Origin of the sequence: Tenacibaculum litopenaei (genome assembly GCF_964514025.1) — a bacterium.
Lineage (GTDB): Bacteria > Bacteroidota > Bacteroidia > Flavobacteriales > Flavobacteriaceae > Polaribacter > Polaribacter litopenaei.
This window is the reverse complement of sequence record NZ_CAZEQT010000009.1, coordinates 247,975-261,953: the sequence shown is the minus strand read 5'-3', so window position 1 is coordinate 261,953 and position 13,979 is coordinate 247,975. Positions and strand designations below refer to the sequence as shown.

9 protein-coding genes are annotated in these 13,979 nt (G+C 39.0%); 7 read left to right on the top strand and 2 right to left on the bottom strand.

The features are described 5' to 3' along the window. Positions 1–94 precede the first annotated feature (94 nt). Both ACKTS5_RS19410 and ACKTS5_RS19405 read right to left on the bottom strand, forming a co-directional pair. On the bottom strand, positions 95–820 hold the full coding sequence (locus tag ACKTS5_RS19410; protein WP_408045545.1) for a DUF4198 domain-containing protein: 726 nt from the start codon (positions 818–820) through the stop codon (positions 95–97). A 17-nt stretch (positions 821–837) separates the two neighbouring features. After that, positions 838–3,168: a TonB-dependent receptor domain-containing protein gene (locus ACKTS5_RS19405; RefSeq protein WP_408045544.1), complete on the bottom strand. Its 2,331-nt coding sequence runs from the start codon at positions 3,166–3,168 to the stop codon at positions 838–840. A 290-nt stretch (positions 3,169–3,458) separates the two neighbouring features. Here ACKTS5_RS19405 and ACKTS5_RS19400 point away from each other — a divergent pair, with 290 nt between their 5' ends. From ACKTS5_RS19400 to ACKTS5_RS19370, 7 genes are all read left to right on the top strand, one after another. Continuing rightward, complete coding sequence (locus ACKTS5_RS19400) at positions 3,459–4,616, top strand: homogentisate 1,2-dioxygenase (RefSeq protein ID WP_408045543.1); 1,158 nt, start codon at positions 3,459–3,461, stop codon at positions 4,614–4,616. Positions 4,617–4,732: 116 nt separating this feature from the next. Further along, a complete protein-coding gene (gene hppD / locus ACKTS5_RS19395; RefSeq protein WP_408045542.1) occupies positions 4,733–5,893 on the top strand; it encodes a 4-hydroxyphenylpyruvate dioxygenase in 1,161 nt (386 codons plus the stop codon). A gap of 186 nt (positions 5,894–6,079) precedes the next feature. After that, entirely contained in the window at positions 6,080–6,997 is a 918-nt protein-coding gene (locus ACKTS5_RS19390; protein ID WP_408045541.1) for a tryptophan 2,3-dioxygenase family protein, read from the top strand. Positions 6,998–7,089: 92 nt separating this feature from the next. Beyond that, the gene (locus tag ACKTS5_RS19385; protein WP_408045540.1) at positions 7,090–7,869 is read left to right on the top strand and encodes a DUF3108 domain-containing protein; all 780 of its coding nucleotides are present in this window, start codon (positions 7,090–7,092) and stop codon (positions 7,867–7,869) included. Between the two features lie 91 nt (positions 7,870–7,960). Then, a complete protein-coding gene (locus tag ACKTS5_RS19380; RefSeq protein WP_408045539.1) occupies positions 7,961–9,271 on the top strand; it encodes a M23 family metallopeptidase in 1,311 nt (436 codons plus the stop codon). A gap of 2 nt (positions 9,272–9,273) precedes the next feature. Then, complete coding sequence (gene pgi / locus ACKTS5_RS19375) at positions 9,274–10,857, top strand: glucose-6-phosphate isomerase (protein ID WP_408045538.1); 1,584 nt, start codon at positions 9,274–9,276, stop codon at positions 10,855–10,857. Between the two features lie 102 nt (positions 10,858–10,959). Then, positions 10,960–13,614 (top strand): TonB-dependent receptor, encoded by a 2,655-nt coding sequence (locus ACKTS5_RS19370; protein WP_408045537.1) that lies wholly within the window; start codon positions 10,960–10,962, stop codon positions 13,612–13,614. Positions 13,615–13,979 lie beyond the last annotated feature (365 nt).

Here is a 13,979-nt window from a genome sequence, read left to right as displayed (position 1 = left end):
ATAAAATTGTATCTTGTAAGGTTTCGTTTTAAAAAAAAGCCCCGAACACAGAGGTTCGAGACTTTAGTAATAGCTAGTGATTTTAAGATAGAGTTTATTTTTTGATACAAAAAGTAGCACAGTGCCAAATGAGTTTGTACTCCTTGCCTTTATAGGTACCCGGAGTTTTCTCTTCATAGGTGGTTTCTACTGTGTACTGAGTATCCCAAGGGAGTTTGCATGTAATTTTTCCATGACTATCTGTTGTGAGTTCCTTAGACCATAAGTCTTTTGCGAAAATACTTACCTTTTGATTTTTCATGGGTTTCCCTTTAAACAATACTTGCAAGCTCAATTCACTCTGGGGATTTTTAGAGTAAGTACTGTGATCAACGAGTTCGATACTGGTCGTATTTGTAGCCTTTGTATTGCTGTTACCATTACCAACAGTAACCGTTGCTTTTGCGTGGTACTGAGGTTTAAAAATAGTATAGTTGTGTTTGGTGAAATCCAAAACTTCCATATGCTTATTGTCCAAAACTAGGGTATAGGTCCCTGTGATTTTTGGAGTAAAGGATGCTTGGTAATAATCGTCAAATGGACTTACTCTAAGTGGCGTTTTGTTTCCTTTCGGATCAACGAGCCACAGGCTAAATTCCTTAACACTTTGGAAGCTTTTTCCGGTTACTTTTTCCAAAACTCCGTGGGTGTACTCACCAAATCGGACTTTTACTAGTTGCGGTGTGTCAAGGGTTCCTCTGCTCGGAGTCTCTAGCCAGATATAGTGTGCAAATAGCGGTCCGGTGCTCAATAGGAGTAGCAATAAGATTAATTTTTTCATGGGTTTATAATTAGTAATTAAAATGAATAGGATACTGCAACTCTTCCGTTTATTCCCGGTTCTGATTGCCAGTATAAATAACGGCTGTAGTTGGCTCCTGAATACAAGTATTTGTTAAGGATGTTATTGACATTTACTCCAACTCGCCATTGTTTGTGTTGCCAACTAAGGGCTCCGTCAAGTCTGAAATAATCAGGAAGGTCGGTTTGATTGTCAGCGGCCCAAGCCCAAGTGGAACGATCAATTTGATATTGATATCCTAAGGAAATTCCGAATCCTTTAAGGGTACTCGCTGGATTAAATTGATAGTTTAACCATCCGTTAGTAATGTGTTTCGCATGACCAGCAATACGGTTTCCAACGGTGTTCGGATACGGTGATTTGGATACCTTGGCGTTGGTATTAGCATAATTGAGCAACAGATTGAGCTCTTCCGTTATTTGAGCGTTCATGTCAAATTCAATCCCTTTTGATTCTACTTCACCTAATTGTACACTAAAGCGCTCACCGGTGGCATTGGTAGGGTCGGCGACCGATAGATTGTTTTTGGTGATGAAGTATCCGGTAAGCGTTGAACTTATGCGATTGTCTAAGAATCGGGTTTTAATACCTACTTCGTAAATGCTCCCTTCCACCGGATCAAACGTAACTCCAGGCCTAGGTGTTCCTGTCGGAGCTAAAAACGATTGATCGTACAAACCATAGGCAGTAATTTGAGGAGTAATATCCGCACTTATTCCTAAGCGAGGGGTAACCTTGCTGATAGTTGCTGCGTCTTTTGGCACTAACTCGGAGTAACGACCCGCTAAGGTTACCCGTACGCGATTGCTTAGGAAATGGATTTCATCTTGCGCGTATAACGAACGAATTCTCGTTCCATAGGTATATACATTGGCACGATCTTTTAGTGGCGTACTTCTGTCAAATACCGGAAATACGCGATCTCCATAAGTAGGGTTAAAGATGTTAAAAGGCTGGCTAGGACTGTCCATACTACCTCGTTGACTAAAATCGGCAAAGTATTCTTTTTCAGTAAAGTCAAACCCCGCCATAATATGATGTTCAAAAGCCCCGGTATTGAATTGTCCGTTGGTGTAGAGTTGGAAAAATTGACTCTCAGAAAGGGCATCCCAAATCCCCACTGAACGAATGGCGTCACCGTTGTTTTGTAAGGCGACAATCCAAGCCGACGCTCCTACCTGATTGTAATTCATGGCAACGTATTGGGCTTCTACTGACCATCGGTCGTTAAATTGATGGGTTATTCTGTTAAGTAAGCTTACTTCTTTGATATCTGTTGTAGGGAAATTACTGTCGACCATTGAAAAGTTGCGGTCTACACTTGCATAGCCACTACTTACAGGAGCAAAAGTATAGGCTGCTCCGATCAGTGTATTGACTTTTTGATACGAGAATTCGGTGAGAAAACTGGTTTTGTCACTGATTTTATAAGCTAAGGAAGGAGCAATTCCGACACGTGACGATGTTTCGTAGGCTCGGTGACTACCGGTATGTTGGTACATTGCATTAAAACGGGCTGTTAAGCGCTGGTCTTTGGTGAGGCTACCTCCTAAATCTACTGCTCCTCGGTAGGTATCAAAGCTTCCTCCCATTAAAGAAACACGAGCAATTTTTTCAGTAGTAGGCTTCTTAGTCACTACGTTGTAAAATCCACCAGGCTCCCCTGCAGACATCATAAACCCTGAAGGTCCTTTTACAAATTCGATGCGATCTACCATAAACACATCCTCTGATAAAGGACCCCAAGAGTCCTGGATATTGACTCCATTGCGGAAGGCAGGGAGTCGGAATCCTCTCATATTTAGGCGGGCAAAATGCCCCCAGTGTTCTATATTACTAACACCACTTACATTGCGAAACGCACCTTCAAGAATATTGGTAACCATTTGATTTTCTAATAAATCGTTGGGAATTACTTGAATGTTCTGCGGTAATTTTTGAATGGGTGTTCGCAAGCGCAGTGATGAGGAAGGCTTTTGCGTCTTCTTGTAGTTACCGTCGATAACGACTTCGTCGAGTTCGTTTTTTGATGGTTGGATAGCAACAGTAGGTAGTTGGTGTGATTTTTTGTCGATTGAAAAGAGTACTTCCTTGCTGTTGTACCCAACCATTGAAATAACAAGAGTATAGGTTCCGTTGGAGAGGTTGTTGATGCTGAAGTTACCACGAGCATCACTTATGGTTCCTCTCCGCGTATTTTTTATGAGGATGTCAACGTGCTCTAAGGGAGTTGAATGTTGGTCAGTAATGCGTCCCCGGACGCTGTATTGCGCGTATGTTGATGATAGTCCTAATGCACAGACTATCAGTAGTAGTAAGTTTTTCATTGATTTATTTAGAATTATTTTAAATAAGGCAAATGTATTTGTCTTTTTTGGTATATCCAAGGTTATTTAGAATAATTTTAAATAATTGTTTCGCAGCCAATGAATCACAATTGAATTTAGCTCGATTGAATAAATCTGTATATTTGTAAGAAGAATTTTAATTATGATGGCTTGTATACCCTTTGATGGTTTACTATTACTTCTTAAGTTTCTCATAAAGAGGAACCCTGAGTGATGGAGGTTTAACTACCCGTTTAGTACATAAATCTTTAAATCATAAAAATATTATTATGCCTTTTTATCATAAACTAGGAAAAATTCCACCCAAGCGCCATACGCAGTTCCGCAAAGAAAATGGCGAATTGTATTACGAACAATTATTCGGTACCATCGGTTTTGACGGAATGTCAACCAATATGTACCACGTATACCGCCCAACCATGGTGAAGGCTATACAAAAACAGTACAGCGTAGCACCGGTAATAGCCAAAGAAAACAACATTCAGTCGTACCGATTTAGAGGGTTTCAAGTAGCTCCTCAAGACGACTATTTAGCGAGTAGAAAAGTAGTGCTTACCAATAGCGATTGTAATGTTATATTAGCGGCACCAAGACATTCTACAGACGATTATTTTTATAAAAATACAGATGCTGATGAGGTGATTTTCATCCACAAAGGATCGGGAACACTTCGTACGATGTTAGGAAACATTGAGTTCAGCTATGGTGATTACCTCGTAATTCCACGCGGTATCATTTACAAGCTCGATTTTAACGATACAGACAATCGATTGTTTATCGTAGAATCGTATAGCCCAGTATATACACCTAAACGTTATCGAAACTGGTTTGGTCAATTATTAGAGCATTCACCGTATTGTGAACGCGATATTCGCAGGCCAGAACACTTGGAAACACACGATGAGAAAGGAGACTTTTTAATGAAAATTAAGAAGAAAAATGAGATCATCGAAATGGTATATGCCTCACATCCTTTTGACGTTGTTGGGTATGATGGATTTAATTATCCTTATGCCTTTTCAATTCACGATTTTGAGCCAATTACGGGAAGAATTCACTTGCCACCACCAATCCATCAGACCTTTGAAAGTGCAGGTTTTGTGATTTGTAGTTTTGTACCTAGGTTGTACGATTATCACCCAGATTCAATTCCAGCGCCTTATAACCACAGTAACATCGACTCTGATGAGGTGCTCTATTATGTAGACGGTGATTTTATGAGTAGAAATGACATTGCTCCTGGGCATATTTCACTCCACCCAGCCGGAATTCCTCACGGCCCACATCCTGGAGCTGCTGAGCGCAGTATCGGTAAAACGGAAACAGAAGAATTAGCGGTGATGGTAGATACTTTTAAACCGTTGATGGTTACAGAAGAGGCCATGAAAATAGCCGATGAGGATTACTACAAATCTTGGTTAGAGTAAGATCGTAGAAGAGGACGAGAAGGTAGTACTAAGGCCTTCTTTGTGAAGCAACAAAAACAACAACAGCACGGGTTCTGAAATACGTAGAGAACACCGTACACACAAAATTTAAAAACATGTCAAAAGAGATAAAATCAGTTAATTACGGACTAGAAAAAATATTTGAAGGAGCACAAGACTTTTTACCTTTGTTAGGTACTGACTACGTAGAGTTTTACGTAGGGAATGCAAAGCAAGCAGCTCATTTTTATAAAACGGCATTCGGATTTCAATCGTTAGCTTACAGAGGTTTAGAGACCGGGTCGAAAGATTCAGTGAGCTATGTATTAAAGCAAGACAAGATTCGTTTGGTATTGACAACACCACTTAACAGTAAATCGTCAATCAACGATCATATAGTAAAGCACGGTGACGGTGTAAAAGTGGTTGCACTTTGGGTAGAAGACGCCAAATCAGCATGGGAGGAAACGACCAAAAGAGGTGCAAAATCGTATATGGAACCAACGGTTGAAAAAGATGAGCACGGAGAAGTAGTACGCTCTGGAATTTACACCTATGGAGAAACAGTGCACATGTTCGTAGAACGTAAAAATTATACAGGGACATTTTTACCAGGATTTATGGATTGGAATCCTGACTACAACCCGCCGAGTGCAGGTCTAAAGTACATTGACCACATGGTAGGAAATGTAGGATGGGGACAAATGAATACGTGGGTAAAATGGTATGAAGATGTGATGGGATTCGAAAATTTCTTATCGTTTGACGATAAGCAGATTCACACGGAATACTCAGCCTTGATGAGTAAAGTAATGAGTAATGGTAACGGACGTGTTAAATTCCCGATCAACGAACCTGCCAAGGCTGCTAAGAGATCGCAAATTGAAGAATATTTAGACTTTTACGAAGGTGAAGGTGTACAGCATATTGCCGTAGCTACGGATGATATTATTAAGACAGTAGCACAGTTGAAAGCTAATGGAGTGGAGTTTTTACCACCACCACCACAGTCGTATTACGATATGATTCCTGAGCGCTTAGGGGAGCATATGAAAATAATGAAGGAAGATATTGCTAAGTTGCAAGAACTTTCTATCTTAGTCGATGCAGATGAAGAAGGGTATTTATTGCAAATATTTACCAAGCCAGTAGAAGACAGACCGACCTTGTTCTTTGAAATTATTCAACGTATGGGGGCAAGAGGATTTGGAGCTGGAAACTTCAAAGCACTGTTTGAATCTATCGAGAGAGAACAGCAACTAAGAGGAACCTTATAAGAAGAAATAACCATATAGATACAAACCAAGAAATACCAATTTCTTGGTTTTGTTTTGTCTTGATGAAACAACAAGTAGTACATACCATTAAGTTCGCTTATAAAAATATAAAATCTCCTTACTCGTAAACAACCCTTCATCGTTTAATGTTTATGAATGAGTGATTAATTAATAGTACTAGAAATTATGAGTAAAGAAGATATATTAAAATCCATAGAAGAAAAATACGAGGAACTGGGAGTTCCGGTAGATGCAATGTTGGAAGGGTTGCTTTGGAGTAAGCCTATAACGTATTGGGATTATATCCAAACGGATGCCTTGTTAGGCCTGCAAATTCCAAGAACTACACAGCCTGATGAGATGGTGTTTATTATGTACCACCAGGTTAATGAACTGTTGTTTAAAATGATCCTTTGGGAAATTGATCAGGTGGCGAAATCCGATGAAATCACTGCCGAGAAATTTACCAAGCACCTCATGCGTATCAGTAGATATTTTGATATGTTGTGCAGTTCTTTCACCGTGATGGCAGACGGAATGGATGTAGATCAATACCTGAAATTCAGAAATACCTTGACGCCAGCAAGTGGTTTTCAAAGTGCGCAATATCGCAAGGTCGAATTTGCTTCAACCGATTTGATTAATTTAATCGATGCGCGATTTAGAGCTACCATTGATAGAGATTCATCGTTTAAAAATGCTTACGATCACTTGTATTGGCAGGCAGCGGGTAAGAATTATACGACTGGTCAAAAAACGACCCTCCTACAGTTATTTGAGAAAAAATACATGGGAGAGTTTATCGATTTTATGGAAGATTACAACGATTGTAACTTGTCGTCTAAGTTTAAGCAATTACCTCAGGAAGTACGTGAAGATTCCGCTTTAATAGAGGCTATGCGTCACTACGATTATACCGTGAATGTGAAATGGGTCATGGCACATTACAACGCGGCAGGAAAGTATTTGGGAGGTGATGACACCGCCTTGGAAGCAACTGGAGGTAGTAATTGGAGAAAATACCTACATCCCAAGTACCAAAGAAGAATTTTCTTTCCGTATTTATGGAGTGAAGAAGAACTCAAAAACTGGGGGACATTTTAACCTTATCTTAAAAAACCATCGTTATTTCGCTAACGGTGGTTTTTTATTTTTGGAACAGTAATTGTTATGAAAATTTCATAAGTTTGATAATTATGAAGAAAATCACTGTTTTAGTATTCTTGGCTTGCCTCGTGTTCCGTCAAGGATTTGCCCAAGAAAAAATCACTCCTTTTAAAGGTGGAGAGTGGCTGCGTTATAGGATGAGTTACAGTGGGTTTTTGCGGGCTGGAACGGCAGTTTTAGAATTGAAAGACGAGCAACTGAAAAACAAAAAAGTTATCCACGCCATTGGTAAGGGGTGGACTTCTGGTATGATCAGTTGGTTTTTTAAGGTGAACGATACTTACGAAAGTTACTTTACACCAACGGAAGTACGTCCGTATTTGTTTAAGCGAGACATCGATGAAGGAGGCTACAAAAAGAAACGCCATGTGACCTTTAACTACGAGAATAACACGGCCTATGTTCAGGATTTTATCAAACAGAAAGACAGTGTGATATCTGTGAGGAATCCTCAAGATATGATCTCTACTTTTTACTTCCTAAGGAGCCAAAACACAACAAACTTAAAGACAGGTGACGAAATTAACGTCTCGATGTTTTTCGATGACAAAAGCTATCCGTTTAAACTGAAGTTTTTGGGGTACGAGACCTTAAAGACGAAGTTTGGGAAGGTGAAAACTCAAAAATTTAGACCTTTAGTACAGGCAGGACGCGTATTTAAAGCGCAAGAGAGTGTGACGGTTTGGATTACTGCCGACGATAATAAAATACCGATCAAAATGAAAGCTTCTCTGGCAGTAGGTTCACTGAGAGCAGAGTTGGAGGCTTACAAAGGTCTTGCAAATCCATTTGAAATCATTGTTGACTAGTAGAAAGTTGTTTAGGGCTTGTTAAATTGTAAAGAAGCAACATAAATATTTGTATTTTTGCGATTATTGGCCAATAAAAAACAACCATTTTTTGAAAAGAACAATCCTACTACTCGTATCGATGGTAGTCTTTTTTGCTTGTAAGGAGGAGGCGAAAAAGGAACCCATTGTTGAAAAAAAAATTGCAAAACCTAAACCCGTACTGCTATATGGGTATGACATAGCAGATTATCACGTAACCCACGATACTATAAAAAACGGAGAGAGTTTCGGGGTGATCTTAGACAGACATCACGTACTGTACCCCAAAATCAATAAAATTGCTGCTACCATCAAGGATACTTTTGACGTTCGCCGCATCGGGGCAGGGAAACCCTATGTAGTACTGAGTTCAAAAGATTCTTTAAAACAGGCCAAAGTATTTATTTACAAACACAATAAAGTAGCTGCAACGGTAATCGATTTTAAAGATTCTACCATTACTGCCTACAACCATCGCAAAAAAATTAAAGTACTTGAGAAAACCATTGCTGGTGAAATTAAAACCAACCTGTCTTTTACCATGGATAGTTTGGGGTTACGACCAGGGTTGACCAATAGAGTGGCAGATATTTATGCTTGGACCCTAGATTTTTACAGATTGCAAAAGGGCGATAAATTTAAATTGATCTACGAAGAAAAATTTATTAACGATACGGTATTTGTTGGATATGGAGAGGTAAAAGCAGCCATTTTTAAGCACAAAGGAGAAGATTTGTACGCCTACCAGTTCGTGGCAGATACGGTAAAGAATGTAGCGGAGTTTTACGACGAGAAAGGGAATATGCTTCGCAGTACTTTTTTACGCTCTCCTATTAAATTCCAATATAGAATTTCGTCGAGGTATAATTTGAGAAGGAGAATCAAACTATACGGTAACCGAATTCGTCCACACAAAGGAACTGATTTTGCGGCACCTTATGGTACGCCTATTATGACTACAGCAAGTGGAACAGTGGTGGAATCGGCCAGAAGAGGAGGAAACGGAAATTACGTAAAGGTAAAACACAACAGTACCTATACCACCCAATACCTGCATATGAAACGTCGAAATGTTCGCGTTGGAGATTACGTAAAACAAGGAGCTATTATCGGTTGGGTTGGAATGACTGGTAATACGAGCGGGCCACACGTATGCTATCGCTTTTGGAAATACGGACGTCAAGTGGATCCATTTCGCGAAAAATTACCCTCGGCAAAACCTTTAAATGACAGTATAAAACCTAGGTATTTTAAGTATATAGCACCTCTAAAAAAGCAATTGGAAGGAATTAAGTATCCGGAATTAGCAATAGATACCTTATTATTGAAGAAAAAAACAGATTCCCTACCGAAGGGACATGAAATTATAGAGAACTTTTAACTATGGCATTAAAGAACATTAACCCTACTCAAACGGCGGCCTGGATAGAATTGGAAAAACACTATTCAGAAGCAAAAGAGTTTCAGCTCAAAAAATTATTTAAAGAAGACGCGAATAGACAAGAAAATTTTACACGCAACTTTGATGCCTTGAGTTTCGATTTTTCAAAAAACTTGCTCAATCAAGAAACACTGAAGCATTTGGTGGATCTCGCTGAAGAAGTGGATTTAAAAGATGCTATTGAAAAGTATTTCACAGGTGATAAAATCAATGCTACTGAAAAGAGGGCGGTGCTTCATACGGCACTCCGAAGCAATTCAGAAGCTCCAATTTACGTCGATGACAAAGATGTAACGCCAAAGATCAGAACGGCACTGCGTAAAATTAAAGCCTTTAGTAATAAGGTGATCTCAGGAAAATGGAAAGGGTATACAGATAAACCAATTACAGATATTGTTAATATAGGTATTGGTGGATCAGATTTGGGCCCTATGATGGTGGTTGAAGCGCTTAAATTTTATAAAAATAAATTGAATACGCATTTCGTCTCTAACGTCGACGGTGATCACGTATTTGAAACAATTAAGGACTTGAATCCGGAAACGACCTTGTTTGTGATCGTTTCAAAAACCTTTACCACGCAAGAAACTCTGACGAATGCGAATACGATTCGAGATTGGTTTTTAAAATCAGCGACGGTATTTGATGTAGCTAAACACTTTGTTGCGGTATCTACCAATTTAAAGGCTGTAGTTGACTTCGGAATCGATAAGAAGAATGTATTCCCGATGTGGGATTGGGTTGGTGGTCGCTTTTCACTTTGGTCAGGAGTTGGTTTATCCATCGCATTAGCTTTGGGCTTTGATCAATTCAGAGCCTTGCTAGACGGTGCTGAAAAAATGGATCAGCACTTTAGAAATACCGAGTTCTCAAACAATATTCCTGTCTTGATGGGACTTATTGGTTTGTGGTACACCAATTTTTACGATTGTGAATCGGAGGCTATTTTGAGCTATTCTCATTACTTATCAAAGTTTCCTGAATACTTACAGCAGGCTTCTATGGAGAGTAATGGTAAAGGTGTTGATCGCAATGGGAACCCCGTAACCTATCAAACAGGGAGTATTGTTTGGGGAGGTGTCGGAACCAACATGCAACATTCATTCATGCAATTGTTACACCAGGGAACTAAGATGATTCCTGCTGATTTTATTGGATATAAAGAATCTTTATATAAAGAAGAGGAGCATCACAGCAAGCTAATGGCTAACTTTTATGCTCAACCTCAGGCGCTTGCCTTTGGAAAAACCCGTGAAGATGTTCATTTGGAACTCAAAGTAAAAGGTGAGTTGGATCAATTAAGTACGCTTTTACCCTTCAAAACCTTCACAGGAAACCGTCCGTCGAACATAATTCTCTTCGAAAAATTGACGCCCGAAACACTCGGAATGTTAATTTCTATGTATGAACAAAAAGTGTTTGTCCAAGGAATTTTATGGAATATTTATTCTTTTGACCAATTTGGAGTGGAATTAGGTAAAGAATTGGCTAAAAAAATACTGGAATCGCAAAAAATTACAAATTAGCAAACTTAAAGGAATGTTAAAAAACTTAACATTAAGTTAATATTGGGAATCTCTAAAAATTGGAATTTTGCTCCAGCTATTTAATAACAATTAGATTAGACAATGAGAAATTTTAAAAATGTATTACTGTTAGCCTTGTTCTTTGTGACAGCAACAGTTTTAGGACAAACTAAAATCACGGGTACTGTGGTTGACGAAATGGGAGAACCATTACCGGGAGCCAACGTAGTATCTAAAGGTACTTCTAATGGTACTTCTACTGATTTTGAGGGAAAGTTTATGTTAAACGTAAAATCAAACTCAGGAGTAGTTGTGATTTCATTTGTTGGTTACGAATCAAAAGAAGTAGCTTTTACTTCAGCTGATTTAGGAACTATCGAATTAGAGCCTTCTAATATTTTAGGGGAGGTTGTAGTTCAAGGAGTAATTGACGTTGTAAAAGACAGACAAACTCCTGTTGCTGCTTCTACGATTAAGGCAGCTATTATTGAAGAGAAATTAGGATCTCAGGAATTCCCAGAAGTTTTAAGATCTACTCCTTCAGTATATGCTACTAAATCAGGAGGAGGTTTCGGTGATGCTCGTATCAACATCCGTGGTTTCGATCAAAGAAACACTGCGGTTATGATCAACGGTATGCCGGTTAACGATATGGAGAACGGATGGGTATACTGGTCTAACTGGGCTGGTTTATCTGATGTAACTTCTGCTATGCAAGTGCAGAGAGGTTTAGGTTCTTCTAAGTTAGCGATCTCTTCAGTTGGAGGTACTATTAACGTAATTACTAAAACTTCTGAGCAAAGAGAAGGTGGTAGTGTATCTGCTGGATTTGGTAATGACGGTTACATGAAGTTCAAAGCTTCTTACGCTACTGGAAAAATGGATAACGGATTATCTACTTCTGTATTATTCAGTAGAACACAAGGAGACGGATATGTTGACGGAACTAAATTTTTAGGACACAACTACTTCATCGCTTTCGGATACGAAATCAATGATGATCACTCTTTAGAGTTTACTTTTACAGGTGCTCCACAATGGCACCACCAAAGAACTTGGGGAGAGTCTATTTCGACTTATCAAAAGTTCGGATCTAACGATGAGCCAAACATCAAGTACAACAGTGCTTGGGGATATTTAAACGGAGAAGAGTTCTCTTTCAGAAGAAACTTCTACCACAAGCCAGTAATGTCGTTAAACTACGATTGGCAAATCAACGAGTCATCTAAGTTATCGTCTATCATTTACGCGTCTTGGGGACGTGGAGGTGGAACAGGTCCTATTGGAAATGTTAACGGAACTAGAGATTTTAGCTCTACTTTAAGAGACCAAAACGGAATCGTTCGTTTCGACGATATCGTAAAGTGGAACTCTGGAGGAAGTGTACCTGATTTCGGAGCTGACAGAACAAGCACTATCAACGACAGAAGTAACGGTTTAACAAGAAGAGCTTCTATGAACTCTCACAACTGGTACGGAATGATCGCTAACTTCCACAACGATGCTAACGAAAACTTAAGCTGGGATTTAGGAGTTGATTTAAGAACTTACAAAGGAATTCACTACAGAGTAGTTAATGATTTATTAGGAGCTACTGGATATGTAGATAACAGAGATAAGAACAATCCTAACAGAAACATCACGCAATTTGTTGAGGCTTCACCAAGCTTTAACCCATGGCAAAACATTTCTGAGCAAGAAAAAATCGAGTACTATAATGACGGTGACGTAAACTGGATCGGTGTATTCGGTCAAGTTGAGTACAAGAACGACGATATTTCTGCTTTCCTTCAAGGGGGTGCTTCTCGTCAGGCTTTCCAAAGAGTTGACTACTTTAACTTAGCTCCTGCTGATCAAAAGTCAGGATTCAAGAGCTTGTTAGGTGGAAACATCAAGGGAGGTATCAACTGGAACATCAACGAGCAACACAATGTATTTGCAAATACAGGTTACTACTCTAAGCAACCATTATTTGACGCTGTGTACACGAGCTTCGTTAACAACAACGTAAACCCATTCTTAACAAACGAGAAGATTTTCGGAGTTGAAGCAGGATACGGTTTCAAACATGAAAACTACAACGTAAAAGTTAACTTATATAGAACTTCTTGGAAAGACAGATTCTTAAGAGCTAACGGAAGTGCTAGAAATAACTTCGTACAAGTAAACGGAGTAGAGCAAGTACACATGGGAGTTGAAGTTGAGGCTTTAGCTAACTTTGGTCCATTAACTGTTGAAGGTATGTTCTCTTACGGTGACTTCCAATACAAAGGAAACGCTATCGGAACTGAGTACGATCAAGATAACAACTTAGTAAAAGCTGATATTCCTTTCTATTTAGACGGTGTTAAAGTAGGTGATGCTGCTCAAACTACTGCAAGATTAGGATTCACTTATAAAGTAACTGAAGGATTGAAATTTGACTTAAGTCAGTTCTATGCTTCTAGATTATATTCTAGAATCAACCCAACTGATTTTACTACAATCGCTGCTAACCAAAGAGGTTCATTAGAATTACCAGGACACGCATTAATCGATGCTGGTGTTTCTTACAAGTGGAACTTAGGAGGTAGAAAATCAATCAACTTCAGATTCAACGTTAACAACTTAGCGAACGAAACATATATTTCTGACGGATTTACCAACCAACACGTAGATGCTAGTACTACTTCTACTTGGAGAGGTATAGATACTCGTAACAGAGTGTACTTCGGATTCGGAAGAACTTGGAATGGTTCTGTGAAGTTTAACTTCTAAGAAATACTACCAATTACCATCTAAAAACCACCCAATCGGGTGGTTTTTTTTATGCTTGTAGCGAATACTTGACGGAGCTTGTAACTGTTAGAGAAACCTTAAACAGTTGTTAATAAAATTAACATATCGTAAATTTTCAGTAGATTTGTGCGCATAAAATTTTAGCAGAATTATGATAAAGAACATTCGATCATTGAGTTTGTTTTTGGTGTGTTTGTGCACCATTACCCCCCTAGCCAATGTTTCTGCTGCCAATACTTCTGCGGAAGTAGCTTTAAAGGCGGTGGTATCTTATTCATTGAATGCACCTAATTTTTCTTTTCCCCTAAGTAATTCAATACATACGATTCGTCAAGAAGAGGAAG